At 55.5% G+C, this 22,299-nt stretch carries 16 protein-coding genes and 2 tRNA genes; 11 read left to right on the top strand and 7 right to left on the bottom strand.

Annotated elements, in window-relative coordinates; all coding sequences use genetic code 11:
- Nucleotides 1–46 precede the first annotated feature (46 nt).
- Genes ptrA through recD form a run of 3 tightly spaced genes read left to right on the top strand, consistent with a single transcriptional unit; the run spans nt 47 to nt 8,315 of the window.
- On the top strand, nt 47–2,932 hold the full coding sequence (ptrA, locus tag A936_RS12950) for a pitrilysin (protein ID WP_008458449.1): 2,886 nt from the start codon (nt 47–49) through the stop codon (nt 2,930–2,932).
- Nucleotides 2,932–6,477: an exodeoxyribonuclease V subunit beta gene (gene recB, locus A936_RS12945; protein ID WP_008458447.1), complete on the top strand. Its 3,546-nt coding sequence runs from the start codon at nt 2,932–2,934 to the stop codon at nt 6,475–6,477. The genes ptrA and recB overlap by 1 nt, the downstream gene beginning before the upstream one ends.
- Nucleotides 6,474–8,315, top strand: coding sequence for an exodeoxyribonuclease V subunit alpha (gene recD / locus A936_RS12940; protein ID WP_008458445.1), 1,842 nt, complete (start codon nt 6,474–6,476; stop codon nt 8,313–8,315). Before recB ends, recD begins: the two co-directional genes overlap by 4 nt.
- Nucleotides 8,316–8,352: 37 nt before the next feature.
- Here recD and argA read toward each other — a convergent pair whose 3' ends face one another.
- Entirely contained in the window at nt 8,353–9,684 is a 1,332-nt protein-coding gene (argA, locus tag A936_RS12935) for an amino-acid N-acetyltransferase (protein ID WP_008458442.1), read from the bottom strand.
- Between the two features lie 228 nt (nt 9,685–9,912).
- Between argA and amiC the strand changes: the two genes are divergently transcribed.
- Entirely contained in the window at nt 9,913–11,163 is a 1,251-nt protein-coding gene (amiC, locus tag A936_RS12930; RefSeq protein WP_008458441.1) for an N-acetylmuramoyl-L-alanine amidase AmiC, read from the top strand.
- Nucleotides 11,164–11,251: 88 nt separating this feature from the next.
- Here the strand turns inward: amiC and A936_RS12925 are convergent.
- Nucleotides 11,252–11,328, bottom strand: a tRNA-Met gene (locus A936_RS12925).
- Nucleotides 11,329–11,391: 63 nt separating this feature from the next.
- A tRNA-Met gene (locus A936_RS12920) sits at nt 11,392–11,468 on the bottom strand.
- Between the two features lie 211 nt (nt 11,469–11,679).
- Here A936_RS12920 and mltA point away from each other — a divergent pair.
- Together mltA and tcdA are read left to right on the top strand one after the other, a co-directional pair.
- Nucleotides 11,680–12,777 (top strand): murein transglycosylase A, encoded by a 1,098-nt coding sequence (mltA, locus tag A936_RS12915; RefSeq protein WP_008458439.1) that lies wholly within the window; start codon nt 11,680–11,682, stop codon nt 12,775–12,777.
- Nucleotides 12,778–12,848: 71 nt separating this feature from the next.
- Nucleotides 12,849–13,658: a tRNA cyclic N6-threonylcarbamoyladenosine(37) synthase TcdA gene (gene tcdA, locus A936_RS12910; protein WP_008458436.1), complete on the top strand. Its 810-nt coding sequence runs from the start codon at nt 12,849–12,851 to the stop codon at nt 13,656–13,658.
- On the opposite strand, the gene csdE is transcribed toward tcdA, so the two are convergent.
- Together csdE and csdA are read right to left on the bottom strand one after the other, a co-directional pair.
- Nucleotides 13,659–14,090, bottom strand: a complete 432-nt coding sequence (gene csdE, locus A936_RS12905; protein WP_008458434.1) for a cysteine desulfurase sulfur acceptor subunit CsdE — start codon at nt 14,088–14,090, stop codon at nt 13,659–13,661.
- A complete protein-coding gene (csdA, locus tag A936_RS12900) occupies nt 14,091–15,296 on the bottom strand; it encodes a cysteine desulfurase CsdA (RefSeq protein WP_008458432.1) in 1,206 nt (401 codons plus the stop codon).
- Nucleotides 15,297–15,492: 196 nt separating this feature from the next.
- Here csdA and A936_RS12895 point away from each other — a divergent pair, with 196 nt between their 5' ends.
- The 4 genes from A936_RS12895 to rlmM all read left to right on the top strand — a co-directional run bounded on the left by A936_RS12895 (nt 15,493) and on the right by rlmM (nt 18,517).
- A complete protein-coding gene (locus tag A936_RS12895; RefSeq protein WP_008458430.1) occupies nt 15,493–15,720 on the top strand; it encodes a YgdI/YgdR family lipoprotein in 228 nt (75 codons plus the stop codon).
- Between the two features lie 345 nt (nt 15,721–16,065).
- The gene (gcvA, locus tag A936_RS12890) at nt 16,066–16,983 is read left to right on the top strand and encodes a glycine cleavage system transcriptional regulator GcvA (RefSeq protein WP_008458428.1); all 918 of its coding nucleotides are present in this window, start codon (nt 16,066–16,068) and stop codon (nt 16,981–16,983) included.
- A 45-nt stretch (nt 16,984–17,028) separates the two neighbouring features.
- The gene (locus A936_RS12885) at nt 17,029–17,424 is read left to right on the top strand and encodes a DUF423 domain-containing protein (RefSeq protein WP_008458426.1); all 396 of its coding nucleotides are present in this window, start codon (nt 17,029–17,031) and stop codon (nt 17,422–17,424) included.
- Complete coding sequence (gene rlmM, locus A936_RS12880; RefSeq protein WP_008458424.1) at nt 17,417–18,517, top strand: 23S rRNA (cytidine(2498)-2'-O)-methyltransferase RlmM; 1,101 nt, start codon at nt 17,417–17,419, stop codon at nt 18,515–18,517. Before A936_RS12885 ends, rlmM begins: the two co-directional genes overlap by 8 nt.
- A 43-nt stretch (nt 18,518–18,560) precedes the next feature.
- Here the strand turns inward: rlmM and xni are convergent, their stop codons facing one another.
- Nucleotides 18,561–19,331: a flap endonuclease Xni gene (gene xni, locus A936_RS12875; RefSeq protein ID WP_008458422.1), complete on the bottom strand. Its 771-nt coding sequence runs from the start codon at nt 19,329–19,331 to the stop codon at nt 18,561–18,563.
- A gap of 182 nt (nt 19,332–19,513) precedes the next feature.
- Here xni and A936_RS12870 point away from each other — a divergent pair, with 182 nt between their 5' ends.
- The gene (locus A936_RS12870; protein WP_008458420.1) at nt 19,514–20,698 is read left to right on the top strand and encodes an aminotransferase-like domain-containing protein; all 1,185 of its coding nucleotides are present in this window, start codon (nt 19,514–19,516) and stop codon (nt 20,696–20,698) included.
- A 192-nt stretch (nt 20,699–20,890) separates the two neighbouring features.
- On the opposite strand, the gene A936_RS12865 is transcribed toward A936_RS12870, so the two are convergent.
- Entirely contained in the window at nt 20,891–22,258 is a 1,368-nt protein-coding gene (locus A936_RS12865; RefSeq protein ID WP_008458418.1) for an L-serine ammonia-lyase, read from the bottom strand.
- Nucleotides 22,259–22,299: the final 41 nt, after the last annotated feature.

The raw sequence follows: 22,299 nt of genomic DNA, 5'->3' as shown, positions 1-22,299 counted from the left end.
GAAAAGTTGTTAATGATGAGTAAGTTAGTGAAGACGAGGTTTGTGAATGCCTAAATGCAGCACCTGGTTTACCGCGCTTTTCTTGTTCGTTGCTCTTTGGGCACCCTGCAGTCAGGCAGATAACGGATGGCAACCGATTCAGGACACCATCCGTAAAAGTGAAAAAGATCCTCGTCAGTATCAGGCTATTCGTTTAGATAACGGTATGACCGTGCTGCTGGTTTCCGATCCGCAGGCGGTGAAGTCGCTGTCAGCGCTGGTGGTGCCGGTTGGCTCACTGGAAGATCCAGATGCTCACCTCGGGCTTGCCCATTTTCTGGAACATATGACGCTGATGGGGTCCAAAAAATATCCGGACCCGGATAGCCTGTCTGAATTCCTCAAAAAACATGGCGGCAGCCACAATGCCAGTACCGCCACCTATCGAACCGCATTTTATCTCGAAGTAGAAAACGATGCGCTCGACGGTGCCGTAGACCGCCTGGCCGACGCCATTGCTGAACCTAACCTCGCGGCACAATATGCCGAGCGTGAACGTAACGCGGTAAACGCCGAGTTGACGATGGCCCGTGCGCGTGACGGGATGCGCATGGCACAGGTTAGCGCCGAAACCATCAACCCTTTACACCCGGCGGCGCGTTTCTCCGGCGGCAACCTTGAAACCCTGCGTGACAAACCCGGCAGCAAGTTGCTCGACGCGCTGGTGGCATTCAGAAATAAGTACTACTCGGCAAACCTGATGAAAGCCGTTATCTACAGCAACAAGCCTTTGCCTGAACTGGCGAAGATTGCCGCTGAAACTTACGGCCGCGTTCCTGACAAAAATATCGAAAAGCCGGTTATCGATGTACCGGTGGTGACTGACGCGCAAAAAGGGATCTTCATCCACTATGTGCCGGTCATGCCGCGCAAGGTGGTTCGCGTTGAGTTTCGCATTGATAACAATAGCGATAAATTCCGCAGCAAAACCGATGAGCTGATTGGGTACCTGATCGGCAACCGTAGCCACGATACGCTGTCGGATTGGCTGCAAAAGCAGGGGCTTGCGGAGAGCATTCGCGCGGATTCTGACCCGATGGTGGCCGGTAACAGCGGTGTTTTCGCCATCTCCGTCTCCCTGACGGATAAAGGCCTGGCCAATCGTGACCAGGTGGTTGCGGCGATATTCAGCTATCTCGATCAGTTGCGCGCCAAAGGTATCGATAAACGTTACTTTGACGAGCTTGCACACGTGCTGGATCTCGACTTCCGTTACCCGTCCATCACCCGTGATATGGACTATATCGAATGGCTGGCGGATACCATGCTGCGCGTCCCGGTCACCCATACGTTAGATTCCGCAAATATCGCTGACCAGTACGATCCTGACGCGATTAAAGCGCGTCTGGATATGATGACGCCGCAAAATGCCCGCGTGTGGTATGTCAGCCCGCAGGAGCCACACAATAAAACGGCTTATTTCGTTGATGCGCCTTACGAAGTTGACAAAATTCCTGCGCAGACCTATGCCGACTGGCAGCAGAAGGCAGATGCTATCAAGCTTGAGCTGCCTCAACTGAATCCTTACATTCCCGATGACTTCACGCTTTATAAGCCACAGAAGCAGTACGACCATCCTGAGCTGCTGATCCACGAGCCGGATCTGCGGGTGGTGTATATGCCGAGCCGCTATTTTGGCAACGAGCCAAAAGCGGACGTGACGCTTGTGCTGCGTAATCCACAGGTGATGAACAGCGCGAAGAATCAGGTGCTGTTTGCTATCAATGATTACCTTGCGGGCATTGCGCTGGATGAACTCAGCAATCAGGCATCGGTTGGCGGCATCAGTTTCTCATCTAACGCCAATAGCGGGCTGATGATTAACGCCAACGGCTATACGCAGCGCCTGCCGCAGCTGTTTGAAGCGCTGCTGAAGGGCTATTTCAGCTATACCCCAACGCAGGAACAGCTGGATCAGGCCAAGTCCTGGTATGCCCAGATGATGGATTCGGCGGACAAAGGCAAAGCCTTTGAGCAGGCGATTGCGCCGGTGCAGATGGTTTCGCAGGTGCCTTATTTTGAGCGTAGTACCCGTCGGGCGTTGCTGCCGGAGCTGACGCTTAAGGACGTGCTGGATTATCGTGAGCGGTTGAAAACCAATTCCCGGCCTGAGTTTATGGTCATTGGCAACATGTCTCCAGAGCAGACCAAACAGCTGGCGGAAAACGTCAAAGCCCAGCTGGCTCCAAAGGGGGGAGAATGGTGCCGGAATGACGATGTGCTGATTAATAAGCAGCATCTGGCGATGTTTGAAAAAGCCGGAAGCAGCACCGACTCGGCGCTGGCGGCGGTTTATGTACCCAAAGGCTATAACGAAGCCACCAGCACGGCCTATGGCTCAATGCTGGGGCAAATCATTCAGCCCTGGTTCTATAATCAATTGCGTACACAAGAGCAGCTTGGCTATGCGGTGTTTGCTTTCCCTATGTCCATTGGTCGCCAGTGGGGAGTGGGGTTCCTGCTTCAGAGCAGCGATAAGCAGCCAGCTTACCTGTATGAGCGGTTTAAAGCGTTTTATCCGGTTATCGAGAAAAAGCTGCGCGGCATGAGCGACGCCGAGTTTGCCCAAATCCAGCAGGGGATGATTGCCCAGATGCAGCAGGCGCCTCAAACGCTTGCGGAAGAAGCGGCGCAGCTTAGCAAAGATTTCGACCGCCGAAACATGGCGTTTGATTCCCGTGATAAAGTGATAGCCGAAATTAAGAAATTAACGCCGCAGAAGCTGGCTGATTTCTTCCATCAGGCGGTGATAGCTCCCCAGGGAATGGCGGTGTTGTCACAGATTTCCGGCAGCCATAACGGCAAAGCAGAGTATGCAGCTCCAAAAGGGTGGAAAACCTGGGAGGGGGCACGCAGTCTGCAGCAGGCGTTACCACTAGTAAGCGAGAAATAATGACCGATGTAACTGCGCAGCCCCTTGATCCTTTAAGTTTGCCGCTGTTCGGCGAACGGTTGATAGAAGCTTCCGCGGGGACCGGTAAGACCTTTACCATTGCCGCACTTTATTTGCGGCTGCTGCTGGGCTTAGGGGGAGAGAATGCTTTCCCCCGTCCGCTGGGGGTTGAAGAACTGCTGGTGGTGACTTTCACCGAAGCGGCCACCGAAGAACTGCGTGGCCGTATTCGGGCGAATATCCACGAATTGCGCATTGCCTGTATTCGTAACCGCACCAAAAATCCACTGATACAAAACTTACTTGCCCAGATTACCAACAAGCAGCTCGCTGCCCGCACCCTGCTGTTAGCCGAACAGCAGATGGATGAGGCCGCTATCTTCACGATCCACGGCTTTTGCCAGCGGATGCTCAGCCTCAACGCTTTTGAGTCCGGGATGCTGTTCGAGCAGCAGCTACTCGAGGATGAATCCTTGCTGCGCCGTCACGCCTGTGCTGATTTCTGGCGGCGTCACTGCTACCCGCTGCCAAAACCTGTGGCGCAGGCGATGAGTGAGGAGTGGTCGGGGCCGGAAGCGCTTTTAAGGGATATCAATAGCTGGCTTCAGGGTGAACAGCCCCAGTTGAAACAGCCCCCGGCGGATGATGAAACGCTGCTGGCTCGCCATGAAAAAATAATCGCCGCTATCGACGGGGTCAAAGCTCAATGGAGAGCAGCCGCGGGTGAGCTGGCAAGCCTGATTAGCGATTCTGGCGTGGATAAACGCAGCTACAGCAGTAAACATTTGCCAAACTGGCTGGAAATTGTTGGCCAGTGGGCGCAGCTGGAAACCACCAGTTATCAGCTCCCTGAGGCGCTGGCGAAGTTTGCGCAAAGCACGCTTGAAGAGAAAACCAAAAAAGGCGAAGTGCCCCGGCACAGCCTGTTCACCGCCATCGACGCATTGCTTGCAGAGCCGCTAACGCTGCGTGACCTGGTGATTGCCAGAGCCATGGCGGAAATTCGCTATATTGTTCAACAGGAGAAGCGCCGCCGCGGCGAACTGGGCTTTGACGATATGCTGAGTCGGCTCGATGAATCTCTGCATCAGCCCGGCGGCGACGCTTTAGCGACGGCGATCCGCAGCCGTTTCCCGGTGGCGATGATCGATGAGTTCCAGGATACCGACCCGCAGCAGTACCGTATCTTCCGCCGCCTGTATATCAAGCAGCAGGGCACCGCGCTGTTGCTGATTGGTGACCCTAAGCAGGCTATTTACGCTTTCCGCGGCGCCGATATTTTTACCTACATGAAGGCGCGTCAGGAAGTTAGTGCCCACTACACACTGGACACTAACTGGCGCTCGTCACCCTCGATGATCCACGGCGTAAACACGCTGTTCCAGCAGGTTGAGAATCCGTTCTTATTCCGCCAGATCCCGTTCCTGCCGGTTAAATCAGCGCCCCGCAACGGTGGGCTACGGTTCACGGTCCAGGGTGAAAGCCAGTCGGCGGTGAAAATGTGGCTCCAGCCGGGGGATGGCGTCGGTGTAAGTGATTACCAACAAGCGATGGCATCGCAGTGTGCACGGCAAATTCGAGACTGGCTCACCGCCGGGCAACGGGGGGATGCGCTGCTTTGGCAGGGGGATGACGCCCGGCCGCTCAGGGCATCGGATATGACGATTCTGGTTCGTAGCCGCGGAGAAGCGGCCATCGTACGTGATGCGCTGGGCGCGCTAAATATTCCTTCGGTGTATCTCTCTAACCGCGATTCGGTGTTTGCTACCGTTGAGGCACGTGAGCTGCTGTGGGTGCTACAGGCCGTACTGACGCCTGAAATTGAGACGGCCATGCGCAGCGCCATTGCGACAGCCATGTTCGGGCTGGATGCCCATGCTATCGAGTCTCTGAACAACGACGAACTGGCCTGGGATAATCTGGTTGACGAATTCTTTGGCTACCGCGAGCAGTGGCTTAAGCGGGGCGTGATGCCCATGTTAAGAGCCTTAATCGGGGCGAGAAATATAGCTGAAAACCTGCTGGCCACGCCGGGGGGAGAGCGCAGGCTGACCGATATTTTGCACATCAGCGAACTGTTACAGGAAGCCTCGGCAGAAATGGAGAGCGAGCATGCGCTGGTGCGCTGGCTGGCGCAGAGGATTGCCGAGCCGGACAGCAACGCTTCCAGTCAGCAGTTGAGGCTCGAAAGTGATAAACATTTGGTCCAGGTGGTGACCATCCACAAATCCAAAGGGCTGGAGTATCCGTTGGTCTGGCTGCCGTTCGTGGCCAACTATCGCCCACAGAGCAGCGGCCTTTATCACGACCGGACCACCTTTACCTCACTTCTGGATTTGAGCAACGATGCGGAAAGCCTGGGGCTGGCCGAAGAAGAACGTCTGGCGGAAGACTTGCGTCTGCTCTATGTGGCATTGACCCGCTCCGTCTGGCACTGCAGCTTGGGCGTTGCGCCGTTGTTCCGCGGTTCGAGAGCCAAAAAAGGCAACAGCGACCTGCACCTCAGTGCGCTGGGCTATTTGCTGCAAAAAGGGGAAGCGCTCGATGCAGAGGGACTGCGCCAGGCGCTTGATGGTCTGAAAAGCGAAGCCATCGACGTTGAAACGCTCTCTTCCGGGGACGATACTCCGTGGCAGCCGCGGCCCGATGCTTTGCCCGAGCTTGCCGCCCGCCAGCTCAAGCGTCGAATCACCGATAACTGGCGCGTGACCAGTTATTCTGGTCTGCAGCAGCACGGCAACAGTCGGGTTCTGGATTTAGTGCCACGCCTGGACGTTGACGCCGTTGGGGAAGCCCCGGAGCAAAGTGAGCCGTTACTTACGCCGCATACTTTCCCGCGCGGGGCTTCACCGGGTACTTTCTTACACAGCCTTTTCGAAGAGGTTGATTTTACACAGCCAGTACAGCCTGAAGAGACAGAAAAACACCTGCTTGCCAATGGGTTTAGCGGCGAGTGGGAGCCGGTGGTGAGCCGCTGGCTGGAAGAGGTGCTTGCTGCGCCGCTCAATGACACCGGCGTTGCCCTGAACCTGCTTTCTGCGAAGGAGAGACAGGTGGAGCTGGAATTTTATTTACCTATCGACAATGAGCTACAGGCGCCGGCGTTAGACGGTCTGGTTCGTCATTACGACCCGCTGTCTGCTGGCTGCCCGCCTTTGGACTTCCGTCAGGTGAAGGGAATGCTGAAAGGGTTTATCGACCTGGTGTTCCGCTGGCAGGGGCGTTACTACCTGCTGGACTATAAATCTAACTGGCTGGGTGAAGACAGCAGCGCCTACACCCAGGAGGCGATGGCGAAGGCGATGCAGTCTCACCGCTACGACTTGCAGTACCAGCTCTACACGCTGGCGCTGCATCGCTACCTGCGCCACCGTATGGCCGGGTATAACTACCAGCAGCACTTTGGTGGGGTTATCTATTTGTTCCTGCGAGGCGTGGAGCAGGGTAAGCCGGAGCAGGGTATTTTTTCTACGCGACCGGACGTCAGACTGGTTGAAGCAATGGATGCGCTGTTCGCCGGGGCAGCAGAGGAGATCCCACAGTGAGTATGTCTCAGCTACTCAACCAGGCGGTGGTGCTGAAAGCTCTCAGGCCGCTGGATTCACAGTTTGCCATGATGGTGGCTAACGATAAGCAGCCCGCCGTTATGCTGGCCGCAGCGCTGTTGAGCCGAGAATCAGGCGAGGGGCATGTCTGCCTGCCGCTGGAGCGCATCAAGCCCGAATATGCCTTTGCTGGCAAACATCCTGAACTTGTGGCTCAGCTTTTTGCCGAGGCGGAGCCTACTTCGGGCTGGCACAGCGCATTACTGGCTTCCCATTCGGTCAGTTCGGGCGACGAACCCACGCCGCTGAAACTCATTGATAACCGCCTTTACCTCAACCGTATGTGGAGCAACGAGCATCGGGTGGCGGCCTTCTTCGGTGAACATAACCAGCCTGTTGCGGTGGATGAGACTCGGCTTCGCGAAATCCTCGACGCGCTGTTTGGTAACAGCCCACAGACGGACTGGCAGAAAGTGGCCGCAGCGGTGGCGTTGACCCGACGTATCTCAGTTATTTCCGGCGGGCCGGGAACAGGTAAAACCACAACGGTGGCAAAGCTGTTGGGCGCGCTGGTTCAGCTTTCCGATGGCCAGCCCGTGCGCATTCAGCTTGCGGCGCCTACGGGCAAGGCGGCCGCACGCCTGACGGAATCGTTGGGAAGTGCGCTGCGCCAGCTGCCGCTCAGCGATGAGCAGAAAAAGCGCCTGCCTGAAGAGGCTTCGACGCTGCACCGGCTTTTAGGCGCGCAGCCAAACAGCCAGCGGTTACGCCACCATGCCGGGAATCCTCTGCACCTGGATGTGCTGGTGGTGGATGAGGCGTCGATGGTAGATCTGCCGATGATGTCCCGGCTGATTGATGCTTTACCGGAGCAGGCCCGCGTCATCTTCCTCGGAGACAGAGATCAACTGGCTTCCGTAGAGGCGGGGGCGGTGCTGGGCGATATCTGCCATTACGTGAACGACGGGTATTCGGCTGAGCGTGCGGAGCAATTAAAACGGCTCACGGGCTGTGAGGTACCCGTAGGGGAGAGCACCCGGGGGATCGCGCTGCGTGACGGGCTTTGCCTGCTGCGTAAGAGCTATCGGTTCGACAGTCAGTCCGGCATCGGTCAACTGGCCTTTGCCGTTAATGCCAGCGATAGCAGGCAGGTGAAAGCTGCGTTTGGACAAGGGTTTACGGACATCTCACTGCAGCCGCTGCTGGAGCCGGAAGATTATACGGCGATGATTGCCGACGTGGTCAGCGGCTACGGCGAGTATTTGCAGCTGGTGCGTCAGAAAGCCGCGCCTGCGGAGATCATTGATGCCTTTGGCCGTTATCAGTTGCTGTGTGCCTTACGTGAAGGACCTTTCGGCGTCAGCGGCCTGAATGAGCGTATTGAGCAGGCGCTGGTACAGGCGCGTTTGATTCAGCGGCCTTCGCAGGCGCTGTCCCGCTGGTACGACGGGCGTCCGATGATGATTGCCCGCAATGATAGCTCGCTTGGCTTGTTTAACGGCGATATAGGTATTGCTTTGCAGCGTGAGGAAGGGCTTCGCGTGTGGTTTTCAATGCCGGATGGTTCAGTAAAATCCGTTCAGCCCAGCCGCCTGCCTGCACACGACACGGCCTTCGCCATGACCGTGCATAAATCTCAGGGTTCTGAATTTGACCACGCCGCGTTGGTATTGCCGAATCAGTTTGTGCCGGTGGTGACGCGTGAGCTGGTGTACACCGCGATCACGCGCGCCCGTAAGCAGCTGTCGCTGTATGCCGATGAACGCGTGTTGAATAAAGCGATAGCCACGCGTACGGAGCGCCGCAGCGGGCTTATGGCGATTTTCTCTGGAGAATAAAAGACAAGGGAAGGCACACTTTATGCCTTCCCTTTTTTCAGGTCAGGTCGGCCATCAGCACTTTTGATTTGCGCTGATAGTTGTACATCTCTTTTTTGCTCGCCGGCAGCAGCTCAACGTCCACCGGCAGGAAGCCCCGCTCCTGGAACCAGTGGATGCTGCGGGTGGTCAGCACGAACAATTTACTCAGCCCCATCTGCCGCGCCTGGTTGGCTATGCGGTTCAGCAACTCTTCGCCCCGGGACGAACTACGGTAGTCAGGGTGCACCGCGACGCAGGCCATTTCGCCGATGCTTTCTTCCGGGAACGGATAAAGCGCAGCGCAGGCGATGGTCAGGTTATCCCGTTGAATAATCGTGAACTTGTCGATCTCCATTTCCAGCTGCTCACGAGAGCGGCGCACCAGGATCCCTTGCTGTTCCAGCGGGCGGATCAGCTCAAGAATACCGCCGATGTCGTTGATGGTGGCGCGGCGGATCTGCTCGGCGCTTTCCATCACAATTTGCGTGCCGATCCCATCGCGGGAGAACAGTTCCTGCAGCAGGGCACCATCTTCCTGATAGCTGAGCAGGTGGCTGCGGCGCACGCCGCTGCGGCAGGCCTTCACCGCTCCGCGCAGGAAGCGCACTGTGCCGGAATGATAGTCGCCGGTGCTTTCCAGGGCTTCAATACGCTGCTGAGCCTCGTTCGGGAACAGCTCAGAAATCACGTTCCCCAGGTCGTCGGTCACGCCCTGAGCGGAGCAGAACCCAATCATTTTCTCTGCCTTCAGCTTAACCGCAAGCTGGGTGGCCACTTCTTCGGAGGTGAGGTTAAAGCTTTCCCCCGTCACGGAAACCGCGACTGGCCCCATCAGTACAATCGCGCCGCTGTCCAGCTGGCGGTGAATGGCTTCTTCATCAATACGGCGGACGCGCCCGCTGTGGCAGTAGTCCACGCCGTCATCCACGCCCAGAGGCTGTGCGATGATAAAGTTACCGCTGACCACGTTGATATGGGCACCCTGAAGCGGCGTATTACCCAGGCTCATGGAGAGTCGCGCGGTGATGTCGAGCTGAAGCAGCCCTGCAGCCTGTTTCACCAGTTCGAGGGTTTTTGCGTCGGTGACTCGGGTGTGTTTATGGTAAACCGGCTCGTGGTGGTGTTCGGCCAGGTTTTCGTCAATCTGCGGACGTGCGCCGTACACCACGACCAGGCGAATGCCCAGGCTGTGAAGCAGGCCAATATCGTTGACGATGCTGGAAAAGTTTTCATGTTCAATGGCTTCGCCGCCGAGCATGATGACAAACGTTTTTCCCCGGTGGGCATTAATATAGGGAACAGAATGGCGGAATCCCTGGACCAGTTCAGTTCTGCGTTCCTTTACCACGGCACACCCTCATTGCATGATTATTCGTAATTTGTGTATTTTTATTCTTTTATGGCGTTCGGTGCAAGCGCCAATTTTCATCCAGGATAAAATTCCTCCTCCCTGACTTTTTATCTCCTTTTCTGAACGTTTACCCTTTTATAGATGACAGTAACCGCGTGTTTCGCTAAAGTTTTTGGCTCAAAAAATAAATTCGTCTATTCAGTGATTTTATCGCTCAGGGGAGCCATGCCAGATTCCAGTTCGTTAATGAGTCGCCGCCGTTTACTTCAGGGTGCCGGAGCCATGTGGTTGTTGAGCGTCAGCAAGGTCGGTTTTGCTGCCTCAAGCCAGGTGATCGCCGTGCGCGTCTGGCCGGCCTCGTCTTATACCCGCGTGACGCTGGAATCTAACCATCAGCTGAAGTACCGCCAGTTTGCGCTCAGCAACCCGGAGCGGGTGGTTGTGGATATTGAGGGGGCGCATTTAAATTCAGTTTTAAAAGGCATTGGCAGACAGGTTCGCGGCGACGATCCCTTCATTAAATCCGCCCGCGTGGGGCAGTTTGATCCCAAGACCGTGCGCATGGTTTTTGAATTGAAGCAAAACGTGACCCCGCATTTGTTTGCGCTGGCCCCGGTCGCCGAATTCAAAGAGCGCCTGGTGATGGATCTTTATCCCGCCAACATGAATAGCGAACAAGATCCGCTGCTGGCATTACTGGAAGATTACAACAACGGCCAGTTAGACAAGAAAATGCCGGCGGAAAAAGGGCCGAAGCCGGGTAAAGCCGGGCGGGACCGGCCGATTGTCATCATGCTTGATCCAGGCCACGGCGGCGAAGACCCCGGTGCGATAGGCCCAAACAAGACCCGCGAAAAAGATATTGTGCTCAGTATTGCGCGCAGGCTGAAGGCCCTGCTCGATAAAGAGGGCAATATGAAGGCCTACATGACGCGTAATGAAGATGTGTTCATCCCGCTGAAAGTGCGCGTTGCCAAGGCGCAAAAACAGCGAGCCGACCTGTTTGTTTCTATTCATGCGGATGCATTTACGACCGCTGCCGCGCGCGGATCGTCGGTCTTTGCGTTGTCCACTAAAGGGGCGACCAGTACGGCGGCGAAATACCTGGCGCAAACGCAGAACGCCTCGGATTTAATTGGCGGCGTGGGCAAAAGTGGGGATCGCTATCTCGACCACACGATGTTCGACATGGTGCAGTCGCTGACCATTAACGACAGCCTGAAGTTCGGGAAAGAGGTGCTTAACCGGCTGGGGAAAGTGAACAAGCTGCATAAAAACAGCGTAGATCAGGCCGGGTTTGCGGTGCTAAAAGCGCCGGATATTCCATCTATTCTGGTGGAGACAGCGTTCCTGAGTAACCCTGAAGAAGAGCGCAAGCTGCGTACGGCCAAATTCCAGCAGGAAGTTGCGGAGTCAATTCTGGCGGGGATTAAGGCGTACTTCTCGGATAGCTCAAGGCTGGCAAGACGAGGCTAAAATGGCTGATAAAGGCGGGAGATAAACCTGCCTTATTTTTTTACAAACGGCAGAAACAAAAAAACACCCGTAAGGGTGTTCTCAATGTTGGTTGCGGGGGCCGGATTTGAACCGACGACCTTCGGGTTATGAGCCCGACGAGCTACCAGGCTGCTCCACCCCGCGTCCGTCATACTACTCTTTTTAATGATTTTTCATCATTGCGCTGTTAAATCAGCGACTTTTAATTGGTTGCGGGGGCCGGATTTGAACCGACGACCTTCGGGTTATGAGCCCGACGAGCTACCAAGCTGCTCCACCCCGCGTCCGTGGATGCGCACTATACTCCGCTCGCTTTTTGATGCAACCCTTTTTTCGAGTAAATACCTGAATTTCCCCTTAGTTGTTGAATTAACCCGCATAGTGGCCATAAAACAGACGTTTTTGCTGTGAGGGGTGTGCAACTCGTTTAATTCTGGCGGCGCGTTTGCTATCTTCGGCGAGGCATACAGAGGCAACGAGCAGGGCGAAAGGTAAATGAAAGGACGTTGGATTAAGTACACAGCGGCGGGGGCCATGTTAGCGATGCTGGCCGCCTGTTCATCAAAACCGACCGATCGCGGTCAGCAATATAAAGACGGGAAATTCTCCCAGCCTTTCTCACTGGTGAATCAGCCTGATGCGGTTGGCGCGCCTATCAACGGCGGCGACTATGCCGAGCAGGTTAACCAGATTCGTTCTGCTTCTCCCCGCCTCTATAATAACGGCAGCGATATCTATAATGCCGTGCAGCAGTGGCTGCGTGCCGGGGGCGATACCCGCCAGCTGAAGCAGTTCGGCCTTGATGCCTGGCAGATGGAAGGGGCTGACAACTACGGCAACGTGCAGTTTACCGGCTACTACACCCCGGTGATTCAGGCTCGTCATACTCGCCAGGGCGAGTTCCAGTACCCTATTTACCGCATGCCGCCAAAACGTGGGCGTCTACCGTCCCGCGCGGAAATCTACGCCGGTGGGTTGAGCGACAGCTATGTGCTGGCCTACAGCAACTCTCTGATGGATAACTTCATCATGGATGTGCAGGGCAGCGGCTACATTGATTTTGGCGATGGTCAGCCTTTGACCTTCTTCGGCTATGCCGGTAAAAACGGCCACGCTTATCGCAGCATCGGCAAGGTGTTGATCGACCGCGGCGAAGTGAAGAAAGAAGATATGTCGATGCAGGCGATTCGCCACTGGGGAGAAACCCATAGCGAAGCGGCAGTGCGGGAGCTGCTTGAGCAGAATCCTTCTTTTGTCTTCTTTAAACCCGCAAGCTATGCGCCGGTGAAAGGCGCGAGCGCGGTACCGTTGATTGGACGTGCCTCCGTGGCGTCTGACCGCTCCATCATTCCTGCTGGCACCACGCTGCTGACCGAAGTCCCACTGCTGGACAATAACGGGAAGTTCACCGGCCAGTACGAGCTGCGCGTGATGGTGGCGCTCGACGTTGGGGGCGCGATCAAAGGTCAGCACTTCGATATCTATCAGGGCATTGGCCCGGATGCCGGGCACCGCGCGGGTTGGTACAACCATTACGGGCGCGTCTGGGTGCTGAAAGCGGCGCCTGGCACGGGCAGCGTTTTTAACGGTTAATGCTGCAGCGTTTCCACCTTTATCTACGGGCTGTATAATCAGCCCGTTTTTTATTTCTGAGGATTTCCCCGATGTCTGTCGTTCTCTCTGATGCCTGGCTGCAACGCTTTGGCGGCACCGCTCGTCTGTATGGCCAGGCGGCGCTTCAGCTTTTTGCAGAAGCGCACGTTTGCGTGATTGGCATCGGCGGGGTGGGCTCGTGGGCGGCAGAGGCGCTGGCGCGAACCGGGATTGGGGCCATTACGCTAATCGACATGGATGACGTTTGCGTCACCAACACCAACCGCCAAATCCATGCCCTGAAAGACAGCGTAGGCCAGGCCAAAACGGAAGTCATGGCCGCACGCATCAAGGAGATCAATCCTGAATGTCGGGTTACGGTGGTGGATGACTTTATTACCGCTGACAACGCCGCTGAGCTGCTTAGCCAGGGATTCAGCTATGTTATCGACGCCATTGACAGCGTGCGGCCAAAAGCGGCGCTGATCGCGTATTGCCGCCGCTATAAGATCCCGCTGGTGACCACGGGGGGAGCCGGTGGGCAAATCGATCCGACACAGATTCAGGTTAGCGATCTGGCTAAAACTATTCAGGATCCGCTGGCGGCGAAGCTGCGTGAACGCCTGAAAAGTGATTTCGGCGTGGTGAAAAACAGTAAAGGGAAGCTTGGCGTAGACTGCGTATTTTCAACTGAAGCGCTGGTGTATCCGCAGGCTGACGGCTCAGTTTGCGCGATGAAAAGCACCGCCGAAGGTCCAAAACGGATGGACTGTGCCTCGGGCTTTGGGGCGGCGACCATGGTAACCGCCAGCTTTGCTTTTGTGGCGGTGTCTCATGTGCTGAAGAAGATGATGGCGAAGGCGGCACGAACCGCCGCCTGATTAATCCTCGTGCGCGGCCTGTTGAACGGCCGCGGCAAGGGCCGTAAGCCCGCTGCTGCGGGAAGCGCTTAGCTGATGGCGAAGCCCCAGATCGTCAAACAGACTTAGCGGATCGTTTTCCAATAGCTGCCGGGCGGTTTTCCCCTCTACCGCGGTCAACAGCACCGCCAATAAGCCACGAACGATGCGTCCTTCACTGTCACCGTAAAAGTGCAGCGTTCCGTCCGGCAGGCGCTCGTGGCCCAGCCAAACGCGATTTTCGCAGCCGCTGATTTCAATACTCTCGGTTTTTAATGCCTCCGGCAGCGCCGGCAGCTTCTTACCCAATAAAATCAGCTGGCGGTATTTGTCTTCCCACTGCCGCTGCGCTTCGAAGGTGCTACGCAGCATATCTGCGTTAATTTCTGTGCCAAAGGGATGATTAGCCTGCATTCAGTCCACCAGAATATCGAGGGCGCGACCGACTGCGTCGAGCAGTTCGTGCACATCCTGCTGTGTGTTGTAAGGGGCGAAAGAGGCGCGCAGCGTTCCGCTAACGCCTAATGCGGCCATCAAGGGCTGCGCGCAGTGCTGGCCCGCCCGCAGCGCAATGCCTGATTCGGCCAGCAGCGTGACCATATCGCTATGGTGAACGCCCGCAAAGTCAAACGCCAGCAGGCTGGAGTCCTGACTGCGGAAGCTACGGAAACCGGGGCGTTTTGCCAGCTCGGACTCCGCGAGCGTGGCCAGGCTACGGCTCCAGTTTTCCGCCTGCTGTAAATCGACAGTTTCAAGCCATTCCAGCACAGCGCTAAGGCCAATGACGCCCGCGACGTTTGGCGTCCCGGCTTCAAAGCGGTAGGGCACTGGCTGAGTCTTAAACCCGTCGAATGAGACATGGGTAATCATTTTCCCGCCGCCGAGCCACGGCGACATCTGCTCAAGGAGATCTGCTTTGCCATAGAGCGCGCCGATGCCGGTCGGGCCATACAGTTTATGAGCGGAAAAGGCGTAAAAGTCGATATCCAGCGCCTGCACGTCCGGCGGGCAGTGAACAATGCCCTGCGCGCCATCAACCATCACGACGGCGCCTGCTTTGTGGGCAAGCTTGATAGCTTTTGCAAGATCGGGGCGGCCCCCGGTGACGTTAGACATTTGCCCAAGCGCCAGGATACGAGTGCGGCCATGCAGCAATGCAGGAAGCTGGTTAAGATCGGGCAGAGCCTGGTCATTCAGCGGCAGTTTCACCACTTTCGCACCGGTTTGCTCAGCCACCATCAGCCACGGCACAAAATTGGCGTGATGTTCTGCCTCACTCACAATGATTTCATCCCCGTCTTTGAGGCGAGGGCGGGCATAGCACTGCGCAACCAGGTTTATGGCTTCGGTTGTGCCCCGGGTCCAGACCACGGATCTACCGCTTTCGGCGTTGATCAAACGTGCTACCTGGTCACGTGCCGCTTCGTAGCGCGCCGTCAGACGCTGCGCTTCTGGAAACTGGCTGCGGTGAACGTTCCCGGCACTCAGGCTGTAAAACTGTTGGGTAGCGTCGATCACGGCCTGGGGTTTTAGCGCCGTGGCCGCGCTGTCGAGATAGACGCCTGCATCTGCCAGCGCGGGGAATTGCGCGCGAAAATGAGCGGGGTTAAATGCTGTCATGGGGATCCTCAGTTCAATGCACAGATCGTCGCGCAAAACTGGCGTTGGCACAAGGTTTCCGTCTTTCTCGGAATTGTCTGTTTCTCCTGGCAGAATGTGAGAAGCAGGTTATGCTAATTATTGTTGGACTAATATTTAAGCATGTTAGTAGGAAAGACTTAAACAGCATTAAACGCTATCCACAAGGAGAAGAATAATGAACAAATCTATCGCTATTGTTTCTGCCTGTATGATGACCTTTGCACTTGCAGCTTGTTCCAGCCCGAACTACATCATGCACACCAACGATGGACGCGCGATTGTCTCTGAAGGTAAGCCAAAAACCGATGACGAAACAGGGATGATCAAGTACAAAGATGCTAACGGCAATATGCAGCAGATTAACCGTTCGGACGTGAAAGAGATGGTTGAGCTGAAGAAGTAAAACTGCAGGCAAAAAAAAGCACCGCATTCGGCGGTGCTACATTAATCACTATGGACAGACAGGGTAAATGTACAGGAAGTGAAAAGGGGTAGCTTAGCTACCGTGGTCCGAAATGTCAGACCAATTGCAAACACAACAACACAACATCACAACCGTAAGCCAAAAGCCCTCCAGAACACGCATTCCAGACAACTTTTCGTTCCGACTCAGGAAGTGCCGCCACTATAGGTATTTGCTGGTGCATCCTCAACGGACAATTTATAATGGCTCAGATAAAAAAAACTAATAGGTAAACAAACGCTATCTGTTTGTTAACTCTTATTAACACTTAAGCCAAATAACCCCATGTCTAAGCGATTACCCCCTCTGAATGCGCTGCGCGTTTTTGACGCTGCGGCTCGTCACTTGAGTTTTACTAAAGCGGCTGAGGAACTGTTCGTTACTCAGGCCGCGGTAAGCCACCAGATCAAGTCCCTGGAGGATTTTCTTGGCCTGAAGCTGTTCCGCCGCCGTAACCGATCGTTGCTGTTGACGGAGGAGGGGCAGAGTTATTATCAGGATATTAAAGAGATTTTTTCCCAGCTGACGGAAGCCACCCGCAAGCTGCAGGCGCGCAGTGCAAAAGGCGCGCTGACGGTGAGTTTATTGCCCAGTTTTGCGATTCACTGGCTGGTGCCTCGCTTAACAAGCTTTAACTCAGCTTATCCGGGCATCGACGTGCGAATTCAGGCGGTGGACCGCCAGGAAGACAAGCTGTCTGACGACGTGGACGTGGCGATATTCTATGGGCGGGGAAACTGGCCGGGGCTAAGAGTCGAAAAACTTTATGCTGAGTATTTGCTGCCGGTTTGCTCGCCTATGCTACTAACCGGCGACAAACCGATTAAAACGCCGGAAGATTTGGCCAGGCACACTTTATTGCATGACGCTTCGCGCCGCGACTGGCAGACTTATACCCGCCAGCTTGGCGTGAGCCATATTAATGTCCAGCAAGGGCCCATTTTCAGCCACAGCGCAATGGTACTCCAGGCCGCGATTCACGGGCAGGGGATTGCGCTGGCCAATAACGTCATGGCCCAAACGGAAATCGAAGCGGGCCGTCTGGTATGCCCATTCAATGATGTGCTGGTAAGTAAAAACGCCTTTTATCTGGTTTGTCATGACAGCCAGGCAGAACTGGGTAAAATAGCCGCGTTTCGACAGTGGATCCTGGCAAAGGCGGCCAGTGAGCAAGAAAAATTCCGTTTTCGCTACGAACAATAAGCAACCTTCGCGTGGCGCGGCCACGCCTTACTTTAGGGTTACACCATGACCAGCCGATTCATGCTGATTTTTGCCGCCATCAGCGGTTTTGTTTTTGTTGCCCTGGGCGCCTTTGGGGCGCACGTATTGAGCAAGTCTCTGGGTGTTGCAGAGATGGGATGGATCCAGACCGGGCTTGAGTATCAGGCGTTTCACACGCTCGCGATTTTTGGCCTTGCGGTGGCAATGCAGCGTCGCATCAGCATCTGGTTCTACTGGAGCAGCGTCTTTATGGCGTTAGGCACCGTATTATTTAGCGGCAGTTTGTACTGCCTGGCCCTGTCGCACCTGCGGCTGTGGGCGTTTGTTACCCCGGTGGGCGGCGTCAGCTTCCTGGCCGGTTGGATATTGATGTTAATTGGTGCTGTGCGCCTGAAACGTAAGGGCGTAAGCCATGAATAAAGTGATTTTGTACTGCCGACAGGGATTCGAGAAAGAGTGTGCGGCAGAGATAACCGACAAAGCGGGTCAGCGCGGTGTCTACGGCTTTGCCCGCGTTAAAGAGCACAGCGGTTATGTCATATTTGAATGCTATCAGCCGGAAGAGGCGGAAAAGCTGGCGCGCGAGCTGCCGTTCAGCGACCTGATTTTTGCCCGCCAGATGTTTGTTGCCGGCGAGCTGCTAAAGGATTTACCGCCGGAAGACCGCATCACGCCTATTGTCGGCATGCTGCAGGGCGTGGTGGAAAAGGGCGGCGACCTGCGGGTTGAAGTGGCCGACACCAACGAAAGCAAAGAGCTGATGAAGTTCTGTCGCAAGTTTACCGTGCCGCTGCGTGCCAGCCTGCGCGAAGCCGGAGTGCTGACCAACTACGAAACGCCGAAGCGTCCGGTTGTGCATGTGTTCTTCATCGCCCCTGGCTGCTGTTACACAGGTTACTCCTACACCACCAACAATTCGCCGTTCTATATGGGCATCCCGCGCCTCAAGTTCCCAGCGGATGCTCCAAGCCGCTCCACGCTGAAGCTGGAAGAGGCGTTTCACGTCTTTATTCCCGCCGATGAATGGGACGAGCGTCTGGCCAACGGCATGTACGCCGTGGATTTGGGTGCCTGCCCGGGCGGCTGGACCTATCAGTTGGTAAAACGCAATATGTGGGTTTCGTCCGTTGATAATGGCCCGATGGCGCAGAGCCTGATGGACACCGGACAGGTCACCTGGCTGCGCGAAGATGGCTTCAAATACCGCCCGACCCGCACCAACATCTCCTGGATGGTCTGCGACATGGTGGAAAAACCGGCGAAAGTAGCCCATTTAATGGCAACCTGGCTGGTAAACGGCTGGTGCCGTGAGACTATCTTTAACCTCAAGTTGCCGATGAAAAAGCGCTACGAAGAGGTGTCGCAAAACCTGGCGCAGATCCGCGAAATCCTCGAGAGCAACGGGATTAACGCGGAAATCAAAGCCCGCCAGCTTTACCACGATCGTGAAGAAGTGACCGTTCACATCCGCCGTTGGTGGGCGGCCGTGGGTGGCCGTCGCGACGAACGTTAATGACCAACCCCTTGCTCATCCGGGCAAGGGGATTTCTTTTGCGTTATGCAGAAGGCAATGCACCAGGCAACCTTAGCTGCTGTAAGTTCCCGTCGAGCTGTAAATCCGTCTCAAGCCTTGCCACCTGGCGGCTGATAAACGCACTTTCTCTGTGCAGCTCCAGCTTCTTACGCCATTTTTCCGGGACTTCATCGAGCCGCTGATAGAGCGTTTCCAGGTCAGAAAACTGGTTAATGAGCTGTGTGGCGCTTTTAGGGCCAATACCGGGCACGCCGGGAATTTTGCTGCTGCTGATGCCCGCCAGCCCCCAGAAGTCCCCCAGTTGTTCCGGCTGAACGCCATATTCCTGAGCAATAAAGGGCGCATCCAGCCAGCGTTTTTGGAAGTAATCGCGAATTTGCAGCGTTGGGGCCAGCAGCTGGCAATAGCCTTTGTCGGTGGACACAATGGTTGCCCGATGGCCGCCGGAGGCGACTTTCACCGCCAGCGTGGCCGCAAGATCATCCGCCTCGTTGCCTTTTGAATGCCAGCACTGAACGCCACGACGGGTAAAAGCATCCCGCAGAGCTGGCATTTCGGCATGCAGGTCGTCTGGCATTGGCGAACGGCCCGCTTTGTAGTCGGGCAGAACTTGATGCCGCCAGCCTTCGCGACGTTCTTCGTCATCAAACACTGCCACCGCATGAGTAGGCTGACTGTGGCCAATAAGCTGGTCCAGCGCATGCAGACATGTATCGACACAGGGCGAACCCTGCACCGCATGTATGCGGCGAATCAGGTTCAGGGCATCGACGATAAGTAAATGAATAGCCATAAGAAATTAACTCGTCACTCTGATGGGCCTACCCTAACACTTCCCGCCATGATGAGCTATTCTCATCGCAGCATTCAGGAATGCCTCTCGCAAAACCTTATCGGGGCCGGGTGGAAAGCCATTGCGTAGTTGTTAGCGGGCTATGTATATTTCTAACGCATAAAAAAATAGAGAACATCAATATGAGTAATACTAAACACCTCGCGCAACGCATTCAAAACCTGCAACCCTCGGCCATCCGCGAACTTCTTAAGCACAGCAAAATGCCCGGCGTGATTTCACTGGCTGGCGGCATTCCTTCCAGTGAGCTGTTTGACAGACAAGGGCTGGAGCTGGCGACCCGTAAAGTGCTGGAAGAGAACTTTAACGACGCTTTTCAGTATGGCCTGACCGAAGGCAATTCCGAGCTGCGTGACCAGCTAGTTGAGCTGTGCAAGGCTCGCGGGATTACTACGCGCAGCGACCAGTTGCTCATCACCTCTGGTTCCCAGCAGGCGTTGGATTTGCTGATTCGTGCGCTGGCAGACGAAGGTGACGTTTTCGTCGTTGAACGCCCGACCTACCTGGCCACGCTGCAAATCCTCAGTTTGACCGCCGCGAAGGTTGAATCCGTAGGTGGGGATGAGCACGGCATGATTGTCGATGAGCTGGAAGCTTTGCTGAAAACTACGCGAGTGAAAGGCGTTTATCTGGTGCCAACCTTTGGTAACCCAAGCGGCACAACGCTGAGCGCTGAGCGTCGTGAAAAGCTGGTGAAACTGGCTGCCGAACATGATTTTGTGATTATTGAAGACGATCCGTACGGGGCGATTAGCTTTACCGATCGCCGCGAGAAGACCCTGATTCAGGTCGCCACAGAGTTAGGGCATGAAGATCACGTGGTCTATACCTCAACGTTCTCGAAAATTCTGGCTCCGGGGCTGCGTGTCGGCTGGATTATTCTCCCGGAGTGGATGAAGCAAAAGGTCGCCATCATTAAGCAGGCGACTGATTTACACGCTAACTCGTTTACGCAGGCGCTGGCGGCGGCTTACCTGAAACTGGGGCGTCTTGAGCCGCAGATTGAGCTGATTCGTGAGGCTTATAAGCAGAAGTGCCTGACGCTGTCGCGTCTGCTGGAAGAAGAGCTTGGTGAGCACATTACCTTTAACCAGCCGCAGGGTGGGATGTTCCTTTGGGCCGCTTTCCGCTACGACTTTGATACCACGGCCTGGCTACAAAAAACGCTGGAGAAAGGCGTGGTGTACGTGCCGGGAGAGTTCTTCTTTAGCGATCATGCGGATAAACGCACGCTGCGTTTCTCCTACGCGACGGCAACGGATAAGCAACTGGTGGAAGCCGTGAAGCGTTTGAAAGCGGCGCTCTAAGAAAAAGGCTCCCAAGCGGGAGCCTTAAAGGTTGCTGACAAAGAGGAAAAAAACGTGGTTTTTCCCTCTTTGTGGTTATCAGCCGAAAATCAATAAAGTGATTTTCCTGTTTTTTAACCAGTCGGCGGATCTTTCTTTTTCACCGGAAGTTGGTCAGTCGTCTGAAAGGCTCCCAGCCGGGAGCCTTAATTTTTAGTCACAGGCGACAATTTTCAGCGCCAGGCCACCGCGAGAGGTTTCGCGATACTTGGCGTTCATGTCCTTGCCCGTTTCATACATTGTCTCGATAACCTTATCCAGACAGACGCGAGGCTCGCTGGTGCGGCGCATAGCCATACGTGCAGCATTCACGGCTTTAACTGCCGCAATGGCGTTACGCTCGATGCACGGAACCTGAACCTGGCCTGCAACCGGGTCACACGTCAGCCCCAGATTATGCTCCATGCCGATTTCCGCAGCGATACACACCTGAGTAGGGCTACCGCCCAGCAGCTCAGTAAGGCCTGCCGCAGCCATTGAACAGGCTACGCCGACTTCTCCCTGACAACCTACTTCCGCGCCGGAGATAGATGCGTTCATTTTATACAGAGAACCGATAGCACCGGCGGCCAGGAAATAGCGGGCGCAGGAGTTAGCGTTCACCTGACGAATGAACTTGTCGTAATACGCCAACACAGCCGGAACAATACCGCAGGCCCCGTTTGTTGGCGCGGTGACCACACGGCCACCGGCTGCGTTTTCTTCGTTCACCGCCAGCGCGAACATATTGATCCAGTCCACAACTGCCATCGGGTCAGAGTTGTTTTTATCGGTGGTCACCAGCATACGACGCAGGGCTGCAGCACGGCGCGGAACGCGCATTTTACCCGGCAGCACGCCTTCTGTAGTGATACCGCGTTCAATTCCGCTGCTCATGACTTCCCAGACCGCCGCAAAGTGGGCGTCGATCTCTTCCTGGCTATGCAGGGCTCGTTCGTTCTGCATCATCAGGCCGGAAAGCGATAAGCCCGTTTCACGGCAGTGTTTTTGCAGGTCTGCAGCATTCTGATACGGATAGGGCACGCTGACCGGGTTTTCACTCTGCGCACCAAAATGGGCTTCATTAACGATGAAGCCACCGCCGATAGAGTAATAGGTCTGAGAATACAGCACGTTGTCGCCAGCCAGAGCGGTGATGCGCATACCATTCTCGTGGAGCGCCAGGTTGTCGGCATGGAAGTTCATGCAGCAGTCCACCGGGAATTCAACTTCATGCTGACCGTTGGCCAGCATCAGGCGCCCGTGGGTGTTTACATCCTGGATGAAGTGCGGAATAGCGTCGATATCGACGGTATCCGGCAGGTTACCCGCCAGGCCCATAATAATGGCTATATCGGTATGGTGGCCTTTACCTGTCAGGGACAGAGAGCCATAGACATCCACAACTACACGAGTGACATCGCGCAGGATCCCTTGCTCAATCAGGTCATCGGAAAATTGTTTACCGGCCTTCATCGGGCCGACGGTATGTGAGCTGGAGGGGCCAATACCGATTTTGAAAATGTCGAATACGCTAATCATAAGATTTCCCTGCGTAAGTGACTTGGGGGAAGAGAGTCGCC

It is taken from the genome of Enterobacter sp. Ag1 (genome assembly GCA_000277545.1).
Classification (GTDB): Bacteria; Pseudomonadota; Gammaproteobacteria; order Enterobacterales; family Enterobacteriaceae; genus Cedecea.
This window is presented reverse-complemented; position numbering and strand designations above follow the sequence as displayed.